Genomic DNA, 15,571 nt, shown 5'->3' with positions numbered 1-15,571 from the left:
TTTCCCTAGTATTTTCGTAAATCGAGTGGGCCTTGGCCACGCCACAGGGCCCTTATCTCATCAATAATGGAGTGTTGCAAAGACATAATTTCGCCGGTCGATTGAGCTAGGCTACGCACGATGAGGGCTTTGACTCCGTAGGTGTTGTCGCCACCTATTCGGCTGACCCCGCTACGGGTGGGAGATTCTTCAGCCACGGTGGCAATGCGCTCATAGAGGGCCTGGTCGATGCGGGCATCAGCGATGAGTAGCTGCCCGGTGTGAGAATAGCCTTCCATCAGACCGATCCCTTGAATGTCGGTGTAGTCTGAGGGGCGGAGTCGGAGCTGGTCTACGGCAAGGCGTTTGGGGCCTGCGGGCCCAGTAACCCGCACCTCGGTGCGCATCCATAGCTCTTCATAGCCGAAGCTGCTGCCATCTGGTGCCCAACCGGGGGTAATTATTTCGGCGAGCGCCAGACTGGCGGTAGGGTCCATGTCGATGGAAGAGGACTGACGGTAGGCTCCTTGGCGGTAGAGAATGAGCTGGTCTGGAACATATTCCAGTACTGCTCCCTCCCCTAGCTTGGCTGTAAGCTGCTGGTAGGCAGGGCCCTGTGGGGTCTTATAGATTTTGGTTGCAGACTGGGTGGTCAGCACTAAGGATGCTTGGTCCTGGATAGTAAGGTCTAGCAGGTAGCGGTCAGCACCGAAGTAAGCCCCACCTGGGTTAATGATGGTGTAATTAACCTGCCCGCTCTTATCGAGGTAGTGCGGGCGCAAAATGCGGAGAGCTCCCTCATGATACTGGGAGGCAGCGTAGGAGGTACCCTGCCGTTGGGCAATGTTCAGACGTAGCTGACCGGCCCAGTTCTCAGGTTGCGGTTTGGTCCCCTCTTTGCATTCGGGCTGGTGATGGCGCCCAGTATCATGTGTTGAGGTGGGCATACTCTCTTCTTTCTTCTTCACCGGCACCTTAAGGCTAGGAATCAGCTAAATCGAGCATGAGCACGTCCTTGCGGATCCAGTTCAGCACGTTTTCTAGGCCTTCATCGGTCACCAGGTTGGTAAAGGCAAAAGGCTTGTCTTTACGGAAGACCTGTGAATCTGCTTCCATCACCGTTAGGTCAGCACCAACGTAGGGGGCCAGATCGGTCTTATTGATGATGAAGAGGTCAGATTTAATCATGCCCTGGCCCGCTTTGCGGGGGATTTTCTCTCCCTGCGCTACGTCAATGATGTACATAGAAAAATCTACGAGTTCAGGTGAGAAAGTGGCGGAGAGGTTATCGCCACCTGATTCAACGAAAATCAGTTGCAAATCGTCAAATCGTTTCTTTAGTTCTTCGATGGCTGCCTCGTTCATGGAGGTGTCTTCACGGATAGCGGTGTGGGGGCAGCCGCCGGTTTCGATGCCGATAATGCGTGATTCGGGGAGCACTGAGTTACGGGCTAGAATTTTTGCATCTTCAATGGTGTAAATATCGTTGGTGATCGCAGCCATCGATACTTCATCGCTCATTGCGCGAGAGATACGCTCGATGAGCTGAGTTTTACCAGCGCCAACGGGGCCGCCGATTCCGATAATAATAGGGTCCATCGTTCTTTCTTCTTTCAATGTTTGACTCGGTGATTAGCTCATGAACATGCGGGCACGTTGCCGCTCGTGGTTCATCTGGGCAATTTCAAGCCCCGGAGCAATCGCGCCAAGATCATCAGGGCTTAGCTGGGCAGAAACAGAGGTAGCGTGTTTTACCCACCCCTGGGCTGCCCTGATAATCCGTTGGCCGGTATTCTGCCCCAGGGGTATTGCGCGCACTGCGTTCTGCGTCAATGAAATTACCGTGGCATAAAGGTGGGATGCTACGGCTTCATCCTCAGCTATTTTTAGCTCTCTAGCTAGCATTCCCCAGACGAGGGCGGGGTGGCTACTTGCTTGCCCGGTAGCTACTCGTTCGGAGTAGTCCTGGATGCCCGCGCTGGGGTAGCTCATCGAGGCTAAGGCCAGCAGACGCCGCCCCATGGTGGCAGTTCCCTCCCGCACCTGTTGCGGTAAGGTAGCTGCGGTCAGCAGCTCATCTAAATCTGCTAGTTCCTCACCGGAGGCGCAGGAATAAGCTAACCGGATAGCTAGTGCATCGGTGTAGCACAGTTGCTCTTTAATAAACATCTCAAGCCAGGCTGAGAAACTTGCTTCATCCACCAGAATTTCTCGGTGCATGTAGGTTTCAAAGCCCAGTGAGTGGCTAAAAGCGCCGGTCGGCACCGCAGAGTCGGTGAGCTGCATCATGGCAAACATGGGGTCGAGTTTCACAGCCAACCCCTAGTGCGTATGCTCAGTATGACGGAAAGGAACCGGCATAACCCGCTCCATCCGCTCAAAAGGAACCTCATGGTGCAGCAAGAAACTTTCCACAGTGTGGTCATACTGCACCACCATCACCTCAGCACCATATTCACTGGTTTCATCGAAGAACTGGGCCTGTAAGTGGCGGTTGCCTAAAGAATGAGCTACAAAACCCATCTGCAGGATGGTCGGCGGAGCTATCACCAGAACATCTGTCGGCAAGACTGCAACAACCACAGCGTTACCATGCTCACCGGTATCTTCTAGCAACAAGATATCGCCGTCCTGCAAATCCGGTGATTTGGCGGGCAGACGCAGACCCAGCTCACGATGATGGTCAGTAGTAAGACGCTGAATCCGTTTCACCAAATCAGCACTAGGCAAGGTGACTTTCTCAATATGCCGGCCAGCGAGAAGCTGCTGCCCTTGATCTGTCGAAGCGTTTCCGAGGATCTCGGTAATAATCATAGAGATTTTGTCCTTATCTACTGTGGTTTAGAAGAGGAAGTAACGCTGGGCCATGGGCAGCTCGTCTTGAGCCTGGCAGGTGATAGCTTCACCGTCGACCTTCACCTCGTAGGTCTCTGGGTCAACACTCAGTTCAGGGGTTTCACCGTTAAACTTCAAATCTGATTTTTGAAGAGTGCGAATACCGTGGACGGGGCGGATCACCTTCTGCAAGCCCAGCTTGCCGGGAACATCATTGCTAATGGCCACCTGAGACATGAAGGTAATAGAGCTGTCGTAGACGGCGCTGCCATAGGAGCCGAATGCCTTTCGGTACCAGCGCGGCTGGGGAGTTGGGATAGACGCATTGGCATCTCCCATCACGCCGTGAGCCATCTGCCCTCCCTTGATAATAAGGTCAGGCTTAACACCAAAGAACTTAGGTTCCCACAGCACCAGGTCAGCGAACTTACCGGGTTCGATGGAACCTACTACGTGAGAAATACCGTGGGCAAGAGCAGGGTTGATGGTGTACTTAGAGATATAGCGTTTGATACGGAAGTTATCACCGGTAATTGATTCATCTTCTGGGAGGGTGCCGCGCTGCTTTTTCATAGAGTCAGCAACCTGCCAGGTACGCAGGATTACTTCCCCCACACGCCCCATAGCTTGGGAGTCTGATGATGTCATGGAGAAAACGCCCATATCGTGCAGAACGTCTTCAGCTGCGATGGTTTCTTTACGGATTCGTGAATCAGCGAAGGCCACGTCCTCTGGGATGGAGGGGTTAAGGTGGTGGCAGACCATGAGCATATCAAGGTGCTCTTCAAGGGTGTTGCGGGTAAAGGGCAGGGTGGGGTTGGTTGATGCAGGTAGGACGTTGGGGTCACCGGCAAGTTCGATAATATCGGGGGCGTGCCCGCCACCTGCACCTTCAGTGTGGAAGGTGTGGATGACGCGTCCGGCAATTGCTGCGCGGGTATCTTCTACGAATCCTGCTTCGTTGAGGGTGTCGGTGTGGATTGCAACCTGCACATCATAGGCGTCTGCGACCTCAAGTGAGGTGTTGATGGATGAGGGGGTTGCGCCCCAGTCCTCGTGGATTTTGAGGCCAACTGCACCGGCCTGAATCTGTTCTGCGATGGGCGCTTGTGAGGAGCCGTGGCCCTTGCCCAGTAGGCCGAAGTTCATGGGGAACTCTTCAAAGCTCTTGAGCATATGGTGAATGTTGGCTTCACCTGGGGTGATGGTGGTGGCCTTGGTGGATTCGCTGGGGCCGGTGCCGCCACCAATCATGGTAGTGATACCTGAGACGAGGGCGGTTTCGATTTGGTCGGGGCTGATGAAGTGGATGTGGGTGTCGATACCACCGGCGGTAAGAATTTTTCCTTCACCGGCGATGACGTCGGTTGCAACGCCAATGACGATGTCTACACCGTCCATGGTGTCAGGGTTGCCTGCTTTACCAATTTTTTGGATATGGCCATCGCGCAGAGCAACATCTGCCTTATAGATACCGGTGTAGTCGATAATTACTACGTTAGTGATCACGGTATCGGGGACGTCTTGGTCACGTACCATCTGGCTATTTTGGCCCATGCCGTCACGGACGACCTTACCCCCGCCAAAGACTGCTTCTTCACCCGCTACGGTCAGATCTTTTTCGATAGTGGCTACTAGGTCTGTATCTGCTAGACGGATGGAGTCGCCGGTGGTGGGGCCGTAGAGGCTAGCGTAGCGTTCGCGGCTAAGTTCAAAACTCATGGAAAATCTTCCTCGTTCTACTGGGTGCTGTGTGAGGCGGCAGGCTACCTGGCGTGGGCCTCAGGCTGGGGTGAGAGGCTGCTATCAGCAGCTAGCTACTTCTTCTGTTTCTGCAGGTGTGCTGGTGGCGGTAAAGCTGGTGGCCGGGCGGGAGTCAAGGGGGCCGCTCACAAGGTCACGGAAGCCGAATACTGTCCGTTCACCGCCCAAAGGGATAAGGCGCACGGTGGTGGTATCGCCCGGTTCTAGACGGACAGCGGTACCAGCAGGGATATCAAGACGGTGCCCCAGTGCAGCATCGCGATCAAAGTCTAGGGCCTGGTTGGCCTCTGCAAAATGGTAATGGGAGCCAACCTGCACGGGGCGGTCGCCTGTATTGGTTACGTCAAGGGTGATAGCTTCACGGCCTGCGTTGCAGGTTACCGGTTCGTCAGCCAGGATGTATTCACCGGGAATCATGGGGTGCGCCTCTTCTATCGGATGGGGTTGTGGACGGTAACAAGCTTGGTGCCATCGGGGAAGGTCGCTTCGACCTGCACATCGTGAATCATTTCGGCAACTCCATCGAGGACGTCCTCACGGGTTAAGATGGTGCTACCCCAGCTCATCAGCTCTGCTACGCTACGGCCATCGCGGGCCCCTTCGAGCAGTTCGTAGGTGATAATGGCGATAGCTTCGGGGTAGTTGAGTTTGAGGCCGCGGGCCTGACGGCGGCGGGCGAGGTCGGCAGCGACAACGACCAGGAGTTTGTCGTGGTCCTTAGGTTGAAGGTGCATGGTTGCTCCGGTTCTCTAAATCGTATGAAGATCTTTTCAAGCTTAAGCCCGCAGCGAGAATAGTTTCACCAAAAATACCGGTTTTACATTCCCGTTACAGATTTGTTTACAGCTACGAAACATCTTTCTTATCCTGGAAGCAGTACCCCCAAGGAATGATGGACGAATGAACCTTCTGGCTTACGCCCAAAAGCACCTGCATGATACTCCCGCTGAGCGGGAACTGACCCATGTTGATGTGTGTCTGCTCAATGAGCTGGCTTATTTGCCGCTTGATGTTATTGCCGAGCATCACGGGGGTTTTGCTTATGGGGTGGGTGCAGCTCAGATTTATCAGGAATTTTCTAGTGATGGTACTTTGCGGGCGAACTGGTTTCTGGCGACTGCTCAGCGGTTGCAGCTGCTTAAGCTGGTTGCGGCTTCTGCCCGGTTTGCTGGGCTCAAGTTTTGCCGTTATGAGGCTAAGCAGGACGATGCTGAGCAGGTTCAGTTTGCGGCTCTGACCTTGGTGCTCCCTGGGGTGCTCAAGCAGGTTATTTTCCGTGGGACAGACGATACGCTCACCGGGTGGAAGGAGGACTTTCATCTAGCTGCCCGGCAGCGGATTCCTGCTCAGGCACTTGCCGCTGATTATCTTTCGGAGGCGCTGGCCTGTGATTCTAGGCTTCCGCTTTTCGTGACTGGTCATTCTAAGGGCGGGCACCTGGCGGTGTATGCGGCCAGTGTGCAGGGTGAGCAGGCTCAGGCCCGTATTGATGAGTTGGTTACTTTCGATTCGCCGGGTTTTGTGCCTGAGTTTCTGGGCCAGCCGGGCTACCAGGGTATCTGCGCTAAGACGGTGGACTATATACCGGTCGATAGTATTGTGGGACGTTTGATGTTTAAGCGGGGAACCCCGCAGGTGGTTGCTAGTAGCTTCTTCGGGCTGATGCAGCATTCTATTTTTAATTGGCATACCGACGCCAGGGGGCATTTTGCGCTGGTGGAGCGCCCCACTCCTGCTAGCGACCGGGTTAAGCTGGTCAGCCGGGCGTGGTTAGATCGCCACTCCCCTGAAGAGGTGCAAGAGGTAGTTGATGTTTGTTTTAGTTTAGCCATGGATGAGGGGTACACCAGTCTGCTAGGTATTGGCCAGAATATTGTTCCTTTTATTCAGCGGATGCGTGCTAAAGCTCAGGAGCTTGACCCTGAAACCTACCGGATGGTGCAGGGTGCGCTCGACGATTTTTTGGTTCTATGGCGGCGTACTCGCAGCCAGCAGCGTCAGGCGGGTGGGGGCGTCCTTAAACTGGCCAGGCCCCTGGCTTTTCCTGCCGTGCAGGTAGGTGGCCGGGGCCTGGTGAGTTTCTTGTCTGCTGAGCGCAGCGGACGCCTGCCTTAGCTGACGGTGACGCACACCCCGGCCCAATGGATGAGGTTGGTCTGGCCGTTACCGGCAGGCAAATATCTTTCCTGGGAGTTTGTTTCAGGTAAGCTGAACAGCACACCACGCTATTCTTCAGGAGCAACCATGTCTTTCTCATTAGGGCGGGCAGCATCAGCTACATCATTGTGCGCAGTTCTTCTCTTCTCCGCCTGCGGCTGGCAGGGAAATGTTGCAGCACCCACCGCCCCACCAACCAACCTTTCTCAGGCGGCCTCTTCCTCAGCTAGCCCCTCCCCATCAGAAACTAGCAGCACACCCAGTGCCCTACCTACCGCAACCCCCAGCACCCAGGCGGTGGAGAGTTCACCTGTGGCACCGTCACCGCTAGCTACGACCGAGCAGCCCGCCCCCTCCCCCACTAGCGCCCCGACTACCATTCGGGTAACGGCCCCCGCCGTAGTAGCAGGCACTGACTGCGGGCCCAGTAATACCGGCCGAACCACCCTCGTCCTTGCAGAAGGCTCAGCCTCATGCGCCGAGGTGCAAGAGACATTTGCAGACTTCAACGCGCAGTTCGCTGGTTCCACTGAGAAAGTAAACATCAACGGCTACCTCTGCCACTCCTATATGCCTCTTGAAACCAGGTACATGGGCCGCACGGTTTCATGCGAAGGTAAGGGAAATAGGCTTGAAGCCATGACCGATTATCGCCTAGGCGGCATCCCTATCGCCACCCCTGAGCCCTACATGGTCACGTCCCTCACCGGCCATTTCTCTATCGTTGCCGAGGCCCACGGGGTGAGCTGTAGCTTTGGTGAAGGCAACCACCTCGCCTGCGTCAGACCCAGCGGAGGGAACACCAACCAGGTCATTACCCTGGATGCACATGGGAACCTGGTGCAGAACGTCAGCAAAGAAAATACTGTCAGCAACAGAGTAACTGACCTACCGGTTGGCTACTCCATCAATACCGAGAAGGCTTCCTGCCTCAACGATGGCACCTATCTGGTGTGCAGCAGCGGGGCAGCAGCCTTCAAGATGAACGCCTCTGAATTCATTGAGTTGTAGACAAATCAGCTCACACATGTAAAGGACGCCCGCCCCACCTTCTGCCGCATACGGCAGGGAGGTGGGGCGGGCGTCCTTGATATTTCCTGTAGGTAGCCCTCAGGTTTAGGCAGGTAGTAGCATTGAAAGTACGTAGACCCAAACGCAGAGGATAACCAGCAGGGCCAGGGAGTACCTGATGGCTGCGTTAGTAATCTTTGATTCCTGGCCAGACATGTCTACGGAGGCCGCCGCAATCGCAATGGACTGGGGTGAAACAACCTTAGCCATGACACCACCGGCGGTGTTAGCTGCAACCAGCAGACCGGAGTTGGCCCCAATCTGGCTTGCGGTGGTGGCCTGCAGGCCAGCAAAGAGGGTGTTGTTGTTGACTACGGAGCCGGTCACAAATACACCTATCCAGCCGATGATGGAGGAGAAGAGGGGGAAGATGGAGCCAACTGCTGCCAGGGCCAGGGCCAGGGCAGAAGACATGCCACCGAAGTTCATGACGTTAGCAACTGCCATGACCAGGCAGATCAGCAGAATCGGCCGCCAGAGCTGCTTCCAGGCGCCACCCAGTTCTTCAAAGGCCGCGCCCCAGGTGATGTTAGAGATAGCGATAGTAATCAGGGCTGCGATGAGGATTGCTGTACCTGAGGCAGCAAAGAGGGTCCAGTTCCAGGTAGCCTTCATAGCGGTATCTTCAGCCACGATGGGAGCAACCTGAATGATCTGGTTATGCAGAGCGGGCATCTGAAGGGGGATGGTGGTCCAGTTCAGGGCACCTGCTGCGCTGGTGTCAGTTCCGGGCTTGACCAAGGCCTTAATAAACGGCGTTGACCAGAGCAGAATCATGATGGACAGAATGATGAAGGGGCTCCAGGCCTTAACCACACCAGAGAAGGTGAAACCGCTGGGGGTCTTGCCCAGCTCTTCAACAGAAGGGGCACCGGGTTCACGGTAGATGTGAGCCGGCTGCCACTTCATCATGATACCTGCCAACAGGATTAGGCCCAGTAGGAAGGGGACGATGTCTACAAGCTCAGGGCCGAGGAAGAGGATGACCCCTGACTGAGCGGCGGAGACAACAAGACCCAGTCCCAAGGCAACCAGGCCGGTTTCTTTAAGGCCGCGTACACCATCGAGCATCATCACCAGCAGAAGGGGGATGAAGATGGTGATGGTCTGCAGGACCCATACCATCATGGAGTTCAGTTCTGCCTGAGGAACACCTGAGACGGTTGCACCGGTCAGGACGGGAATACCAATAGCACCGTAGGCACCTGAGGCGACGTTAGAGACCAGGGCCAGCAAACATGCCTTGACAGGTTCGAAGCCCAGGGCAACGAGCAGGGCTGCACAGATAGCGATGGGGATGCCGAAGCCTGCGGCACCTTCCAGGAAGCCACCGAAGCAGAAGGCGATCAGGAGCACCTGGATGCGCTGGTCGGCGGAGATAGCGGAGATAGAGCCACGGATCACCTCAAAATTACCGGCACGCACGGTGATGCGGTAGAGCCAGACGGCCATGAGCACAATCCAGCCAATGGGCCACATACCGGCAAGGAAGCCGTAACCGATAGCTGAGAGTGATGAGGCGAAAGGCATGCCAAAGAGGAGCACGGCGAGCGCTACCGCTGAGGCAAGTGAGACGAGGGCTGCGTGGAGGCCCTTCATTTTTAGGACGGTGAGCCCTAGGAGGAAGATGAGAATCGGCACTGATGCTACGAGGGCTGAGAGCGCCTGGTTATTCAGTGGGTCATAGACCTGCTGCCACATGAGTATGGGTTCCTTCACTGCGGAGGCGTGTTCCGCGATTGTTTGTGTACGCTTGTTTGCGCTTTCCACCTCCTAAAATATCACCATGTCACACATAAAACTCATGGAAACCAACCCCGTATAAAGGCCTCTGTAAAGGTGGCAGGTGGTGCCGGTGGCTCTTTTGGTTTCACAGCCTGTCTGCTGGGGCGGAATATGGGCATATCACCTAGTCATACCTGTGCATACCCCTTTAACCTGCATACTCTATACCGGTTAGAAACAGATGCACCCTAACCCCGTGGACTTGCTTACACCTCCGCTAGATTACGCGTTGATGACCTCACAAGGTACCGCAAGCCCACAGAACCACACATAGTTGCGTGAAAGCCCCACCCCCTCAGCAGGCTCCTCCCCCACTGTGCAGTTGCAAGAATTTTAGAGTTTAATGCGGTAGCTCTGCCTACTGGGCTGTTCGGCCAGGTCAGCTAGGGTTCGTTCCAAGCTGGTGATGCGGATGCCTGGGGCAAGCACCGTGGTGTCGGTGGGTAGGTGCAACTCCCCGTGGTGCACGGTGTAGTCTTTAGCTCGCGTGCGGTGGTAGCAGTAGACATGCACAGTCTCAGGCAGGGTTTCTAGGGGTAGCCCCTGTAGCAGGGCTGCTGTCTGGTGGGAGAAAATTATGCCGGGGTAGGACGCTGCCAGTGCAAGCACCCGGGCCATATAGGCTTCTTGGGGGGTTAGTTTTTCCCAGTCGGTGCGGTGCAGGTAAAAGCCTCGAGTGACCCGCCGGTAGAAGCCTCTGGCTATGGCGGTATCTAGCTGATAGCGGTTGGGGTAACGGGCAGTCAGCTGCTGGCAGGTCAGTAGTTTCTGGTGGAGTTTTTCGAGCTGAGTCATGCCACCATGCTAGGAAGATTAGGCTCTTGGGCATATTTCAGGGGAACCTGTGGAAAACCTGGTGTTGCACCCTTTGCCCGCGGCTTCTAGGTATCAACTGGGGCGGGCGTCCTTATTAAACCTGCCGATGGTAAGTATGTGACGTGACTATGACGGCCCATTCACACAATCCACAGGGCAGTTTCACCAGCCCGTACCACTACAGCAGATAGACCAAAAGCTAGGCGGTTTGGTGGAACCGATATGGGTAGCAAAAAGCTCCGGCCACTAGGTTTTACCCTAGTGGCCGGAGCTTTATCTGTCGGGTTGACAGGATTTGAACCTGCGACCCCTTGACCCCCAGTCAAGTGCGCTACCAAGCTGCGCCACAACCCGATTGTCTCTCGTGAACTTTGCTGTTCCCTCGAGCACTCGTATAACTATACACACCTCTTTGAGAGAGTGCAAAATCGAAAACCGGGTTTTTTGGCCCTTTTTAGAGCGTTTTAGGTCACATTTCAAATGGGCCGGGGTTAGCGGCGTCCGCCCTTACCTGCCTTACCGCTCTGACGTTCCCCTAAACTACGGCGCTCACGCACACGCATGGTGATGTCAATCGGGGTGCCAGTAAAGTCGAAAGTCTCACGCAGACGGCGCATAATGAAACGGCGGTAGCCAGGGTCAAGGAAGCCGGTGGTGAAGAGAACGAACTTAGGCGGGCGGGAAGAAACCTGGGTGCCAAAGAGAATGCGCGGCTGCTTACCACCGCGCAAGGGGTGGGGGTGAGCAGCCACAATCTCACCCAAGAAGGCGTTGAGGCGGCCGGTAGGAATACGAGAATCCCAGGAATCCAAAGAGTGCTCTAGGGCAGGGACCAGCTTGTCCTTGTGCCAGCCAGTCTTCGCTGAAATGTTCACGCGCGGCGCCCACTTCACATGGGCTAGATCGCGCTCAATTTCGCGTTCGAGCATTTCACGGCGGTCTTCATCTAGGGTGTCCCACTTGTTGAAGGCCAGCACCATGGCGCGGCCAGCGTCCACGGCCATCTGCACGATACGCACATCCTGCTCACTGAGGGGCTCAGAAACATCCAGCAGCACCACAGCAACCTCGGCACGCTCAATAGCGGTCTGGGTGCGCAAGGAGGCGTAGAAGTCTGCGCCCTTGGCCATGTGCTGACGGCGGCGAATACCTGCGGTATCAACAAAACGCCAGGGGCGGCCACCCAGCTCCACAATCTCATCGACAGGGTCGCGGGTGGTACCTGCCAGGTCATTGACCACAGCACGCTCTTCACCAGCAAGCTTATTCAGCAGGGATGACTTACCCACATTGGGGCGACCAATCAGGGCAATACGGCGAGGCCCACCCAGGGCCTCAGGTTCAGCGTATTGGGAGTGCTCAGGCATGACCTCAAGCAGGGCATCCAGTAAGTCAGCCAGGCCGCGACCGTGCAGACCCGACACCGGGTAGGGCTGGCCCATACCCAAAGACCAGAGGGCGTGAACTTCAGGTTCCTGGTGGGTGTCGTCAATCTTGTTGGCAATTAGCAAGATGGGCTTGTCTATACGGCGTAACATACGCACAATGGCTTCGTCGGTTGCGGAGATACCCACGAGGGCATCAACAACCAGCAGCACAACGTCCGCGTGGGCAACAGCGATCTCAGCCTGGGCTGCTACCTGGGCGTCAATACCCTTAGCGTCTGCTTCCCAGCCGCCAGTGTCAACCAGGGTGAAGTCCTTACCAGCCCATTCAGCCTTGTAGGAGACACGGTCGCGGGTCACACCGGGCTTATCTTCAACCACGGCTTCACGGCGGCCCAAGATGCGGTTAATAATGGTGGATTTACCGACGTTGGGGCGGCCCACGATAGCAACCACGGGGTCAGCTTCGCGGTCTTCGTCCTCGCCGGTGTCGTAGCCCCACGAGGCTAGAAGAGCGCGGTCTTCTTCATCGAGCTCGTAGTCTTCCAGGCCAGCGAGGAGGGCTTCGGCGCGCTGGTCTGCGGTTTCGTCGTCAATTTCTGCCAGACGGTCCGATACGTCATCGTCGCCGCCGCCGAGGAATTTGACCTCGTAGTCGTCGTGGGGGGTGAGTTCGTCGCTCATGGGCGATACCTCCTGTGGTGAGTTCCGGCGGGTGCCGGTGCATTGGTAGATAAGTTTAGTTCACAGTGGACGGGCGCAGGTAAGCTACCTGCGTTTTACCGGGCTAGCTGGTCTTCGACAGCTTCAATAACTGCTGCAATGGTTTTTTCAAAGTTGAGTTCTGATGAATCGACCAGGGCCACACCTTCAGCTGCTTCAGTGAAACTGGTGACCTTAGAATCTTTGGCGTCACGGGCTGAGACCTGGGCGGCAAGCTGCTCAGAGTTCTGAGTGCCGCCCAGTTGCAGGCCACGGCGGGCCAGGCGTACTTCTTCACTGGCGGTCAGTAGGACGCGGGCATCAGCATCGGGGGCTACAACGGTGGTGATATCGCGGCCTTCTGCCACCATGCCAGCCTGAGACCGGGCGATAAAGCCCCGTTGCATATCAATGAGAATCTGGCGGACCTGCATATGAGAAGCAACCGCTGAGACTGCCTCAGAGATGCGGGGCTCACGGATAGCATCACGCACGTCCACTCCCCCAACCTCAATGACCTCTTCATCGGGGCTGGTGCCCTGAACATAGGGGAAGCTCTGGGCTGCAGCAACCAGGGCCGCGGCGTCGGCGGTATCAACCTGGGTGTCCAGGCAGTACCAGGTCAGGGCGCGGTACATGGCCCCGGTGTCTAGGTATTCGAGCCCATAGTGCTTAGCTACTGCCTTAGAAACCGAGGACTTGCCAGAGCCAGAAGGGCCGTCAATGGCGATCACGAGCTTGTCAGACATAGTTTTCTTCCTTACTTGACGACCTTCCAGCCGCGGCCGGTGAGGTCTTCGATGAGTTTTTCGTGTTCGTTAGGGTTGACCGAAATTTCGGCCATACCCACCTGGGCACCGGGTGAATGTTCCAGACGCAAATCCTCCAGGTTGACGCCCAGTTCACCAATTTCAGCTAGGAGGCGGGCCAGGGTGCCGGGGGTGTCATCGACCAGTACAGTGAGCTGGGCAAAAGCAGAGGGCGAACCACCGTGCTTACCGGGGATCCGGGCCACACCCGAGTTACCTTCGCTCATGAGCTGGGCAATATCGAGCCGGGCCCCAGAGGCAGCAGGAGCTTCTAGGGTGCTAATTAGACGCTCTAGATTCTCACGCACCCCGTAGAGGGTTTGGACCACAGGCTCAGCGTTAGCTGAGAGGATCTGCACCCACAGCCCCGGGTCTGAGGCGGCGATACGGGTGGTATCGCGTAGCCCCTGCCCGGCTAAACCAAGCGCATAGAGAGGGGTTTCCTGCAGGCGGGAGGCCAGCAGGGAACTCATCACCTGGGGCACATGAGAAATCAAGGCCACAGTGCGGTCGTGTTCCTGCACATCCATGTGAGTGATGGTCGAACCCAACTCGGTAGCCACCTGCTGGGCTAGCTTCACCAGTTCCGGGCGCACAGCCTCATGGTCGCAGAGCACCCAGGGGCGGGCTGAAAAAAGCTCGCCGCGGGCAGCTACCGGCCCTGACTTTTCACGCCCAGCCATAGGGTGGGTGCCCAGGTAGCGGCTCACATCAGCGCCCGATTCACGCACCGTATCCAAGATCCCTGACTTCACTGAAGCAATGTCAATCACCAAAGCGCCCGGGTAGTCGGTCAGTGCCTGCACCACCAGGTCGGCGGTAACATCCGGAGGCGCTGCCACCACTACCAGCTGGGGGGCAAGTTCTAGCCCGGCGGGGGCGTCCTGCCCTGCTGTGGCCTGCCATTGGCTGGTCAGGGCCCGCAGGGAGGTGCCAGCGCCAATGTCTTGGGCAACAGCTTCGGTGGTAGGTGAGATGTCGGAGATGTAGACGGTGTACCCCTGGTGGCTGAGCCCCAGCCCGATAGAGGCACCCAGCAGGCCCGCCCCAATGACTAGGACGGGGCCGTGCAGGTGGGAGTCAAAAACGGTGGGTGAACCGCTCATTAGAGCCCTACCGAGGCCAGCAGCTTACCGATTTCGACTTTGGAGAGGTTGCGCACGGTGCCCTGTTTCTGGGAGCCGATGTGGATGGGGCCCATCTCAACGCGCACCAGTTTCTCAACGGGGTAGCCTACGTGCTCGAACATGCGGCGGATAATACGATTCTTACCTGAGTGGATGGTGACCTCAACGAGGACGTGGCCGGGGGTGGAGTCCACCAGCTTGAATTCGTCCACGCGGGTGACGCCGTCCTCCAGGCGTAGACCCTTTTTCATGGCTGCGCCGATACCCGGTTCCATGGGGCCAGGCACCTGCACCAGGTAGGTCTTGGGCACCTCGTAGGAGGGGTGAGTCAGGCGGTTGGCTAGTTCACCGTCGTTGGTCAGCAGGAGCAGACCTTCGGTTTCAACATCCAAGCGGCCCACGTGGAAGACGCGTTCGTTCATGGAGGCGCGCAGGAAGTTAGAGATGTTGGGGCGACCATCGGGGTCGTCCATGGCTGAGACAACACCGGTGGGCTTGTTGAGCACCATGTAGACCAGCTTGTCGTTGGTTTGGATGGTCATACCATCAACCTGGATGGTGACCTTATCGGGGTTGACGCGCACACCCAGCTCGGTCACGAGGGTGTCATTGACCGTTACGCGGCCTTCTTCAATCATTTCTTCACAGACGCGGCGGGAGGCCACGCCAGCTTGGGCCATGATTTTTTGCAGGCGCACCCCATCGTGGTCGTAGAAGGGGTAGTGGTCTACAGGTGCGTTCTTGGGTCGGCGCGGACGGTGGGGGCCAAAGTTTTTGGAGCCACGGTTAGAGGGGCGGAACTCGCCCATCTCCTTGGCAAAGGGCTGGCCTGAACGGAATTTGGGGCCCTTGCCGGTGCCTGCCTTGCGGGGGCCACTGGGAGTACCAGGCTTAGCTCCCTGGTTGCCTTTAAAGCCGCCCTTACCGGAGCTGCTCTTACCGGCAAAGCCTTTGCCGCCGCTTCTGCCCTGGGATGCGCCACGGTATTCGTTGTTCTTGCCGAAGCCGCGGCCGGCGCCTCCGCGCCCGTGGTTGCCGCTGCGTCCTTGTGCTGCCATAGTATTTTCCTCTTTTCGTCGGTGGGGCGTCTGCGCGCCCCGGCTTGTCTGTAGGTGCCAGTGGTTGGGGCACCTGTGCTTAG

15 protein-coding genes and 1 tRNA gene are annotated in these 15,571 nt (G+C 56.8%); 2 read left to right on the top strand and 14 right to left on the bottom strand.

Annotation, left to right across the window (positions count from 1 at the left end; all coding sequences use genetic code 11):
• Nucleotides 1-5: 5 nt before the first annotated feature.
• The 7 genes from ACEE09_RS07445 to ACEE09_RS07415 all read right to left on the bottom strand — a co-directional run bounded on the left by ACEE09_RS07445 (nucleotide 6) and on the right by ACEE09_RS07415 (nucleotide 5,312).
• Complete coding sequence (locus ACEE09_RS07445) at nucleotides 6-926, bottom strand: urease accessory protein UreD (RefSeq protein ID WP_449083460.1); 921 nt, start codon at nucleotides 924-926, stop codon at nucleotides 6-8.
• 34 nt (nucleotides 927-960) lie between these two features.
• On the bottom strand, nucleotides 961-1,578 hold the full coding sequence (gene ureG / locus ACEE09_RS07440; protein WP_449083458.1) for an urease accessory protein UreG: 618 nt from the start codon (nucleotides 1,576-1,578) through the stop codon (nucleotides 961-963).
• 33 nt (nucleotides 1,579-1,611) lie between these two features.
• Nucleotides 1,612-2,277, bottom strand: a complete 666-nt coding sequence (locus tag ACEE09_RS07435) for an urease accessory protein UreF (RefSeq protein ID WP_449083561.1) — start codon at nucleotides 2,275-2,277, stop codon at nucleotides 1,612-1,614.
• A 24-nt stretch (nucleotides 2,278-2,301) separates the two neighbouring features.
• Complete coding sequence (gene ureE, locus ACEE09_RS07430; protein ID WP_449083456.1) at nucleotides 2,302-2,793, bottom strand: urease accessory protein UreE; 492 nt, start codon at nucleotides 2,791-2,793, stop codon at nucleotides 2,302-2,304.
• A gap of 27 nt (nucleotides 2,794-2,820) precedes the next feature.
• Complete coding sequence (gene ureC, locus ACEE09_RS07425) at nucleotides 2,821-4,536, bottom strand: urease subunit alpha (protein WP_449083455.1); 1,716 nt, start codon at nucleotides 4,534-4,536, stop codon at nucleotides 2,821-2,823.
• Nucleotides 4,537-4,620: 84 nt separating this feature from the next.
• On the bottom strand, nucleotides 4,621-4,995 hold the full coding sequence (locus ACEE09_RS07420) for an urease subunit beta (RefSeq protein WP_449083454.1): 375 nt from the start codon (nucleotides 4,993-4,995) through the stop codon (nucleotides 4,621-4,623).
• Between the two features lie 14 nt (nucleotides 4,996-5,009).
• Complete coding sequence (locus tag ACEE09_RS07415) at nucleotides 5,010-5,312, bottom strand: urease subunit gamma (RefSeq protein ID WP_449083452.1); 303 nt, start codon at nucleotides 5,310-5,312, stop codon at nucleotides 5,010-5,012.
• A 166-nt stretch (nucleotides 5,313-5,478) separates the two neighbouring features.
• Between ACEE09_RS07415 and ACEE09_RS07410 the strand changes: the two genes are divergently transcribed.
• Nucleotides 5,479-6,693: an Mbeg1-like protein gene (locus tag ACEE09_RS07410; RefSeq protein WP_449083451.1), complete on the top strand. Its 1,215-nt coding sequence runs from the start codon at nucleotides 5,479-5,481 to the stop codon at nucleotides 6,691-6,693.
• Nucleotides 6,694-6,822: 129 nt separating this feature from the next.
• Entirely contained in the window at nucleotides 6,823-7,746 is a 924-nt protein-coding gene (locus tag ACEE09_RS07405) for a hypothetical protein (protein ID WP_449083450.1), read from the top strand.
• A gap of 105 nt (nucleotides 7,747-7,851) precedes the next feature.
• Here the strand turns inward: ACEE09_RS07405 and ACEE09_RS07400 are convergent, their stop codons facing one another.
• The 7 genes from ACEE09_RS07400 to ACEE09_RS07370 all read right to left on the bottom strand — a co-directional run bounded on the left by ACEE09_RS07400 (nucleotide 7,852) and on the right by ACEE09_RS07370 (nucleotide 15,488).
• Entirely contained in the window at nucleotides 7,852-9,507 is a 1,656-nt protein-coding gene (locus ACEE09_RS07400; protein WP_449083449.1) for an L-lactate permease, read from the bottom strand.
• 417 nt (nucleotides 9,508-9,924) lie between these two features.
• Entirely contained in the window at nucleotides 9,925-10,386 is a 462-nt protein-coding gene (locus tag ACEE09_RS07395; RefSeq protein WP_449083447.1) for a hypothetical protein, read from the bottom strand.
• A 301-nt stretch (nucleotides 10,387-10,687) separates the two neighbouring features.
• Nucleotides 10,688-10,761: transfer RNA gene (locus ACEE09_RS07390), tRNA-Pro, on the bottom strand.
• 137 nt (nucleotides 10,762-10,898) lie between these two features.
• Nucleotides 10,899-12,476, bottom strand: a complete 1,578-nt coding sequence (gene der, locus ACEE09_RS07385) for a ribosome biogenesis GTPase Der (protein WP_449083446.1) — start codon at nucleotides 12,474-12,476, stop codon at nucleotides 10,899-10,901.
• Nucleotides 12,477-12,571: 95 nt separating this feature from the next.
• Nucleotides 12,572-13,243 carry a (d)CMP kinase gene (gene cmk / locus ACEE09_RS07380; RefSeq protein ID WP_449083444.1) on the bottom strand — a complete coding sequence of 224 codons (672 nt, stop codon included), beginning with the start codon at nucleotides 13,241-13,243 and terminating at the stop codon, nucleotides 12,572-12,574.
• An 11-nt stretch (nucleotides 13,244-13,254) separates the two neighbouring features.
• Complete coding sequence (locus ACEE09_RS07375; RefSeq protein WP_449083442.1) at nucleotides 13,255-14,409, bottom strand: prephenate dehydrogenase; 1,155 nt, start codon at nucleotides 14,407-14,409, stop codon at nucleotides 13,255-13,257.
• The gene (locus tag ACEE09_RS07370; RefSeq protein ID WP_449083440.1) at nucleotides 14,409-15,488 is read right to left on the bottom strand and encodes a pseudouridine synthase; all 1,080 of its coding nucleotides are present in this window, start codon (nucleotides 15,486-15,488) and stop codon (nucleotides 14,409-14,411) included. The genes ACEE09_RS07375 and ACEE09_RS07370 overlap by 1 nt, the downstream gene beginning before the upstream one ends.
• Nucleotides 15,489-15,571: the final 83 nt, after the last annotated feature.

It is taken from the genome of Rothia sp. 88186D007BW (genome assembly GCF_053544215.1).
This window is presented reverse-complemented; position numbering and strand designations above follow the sequence as displayed.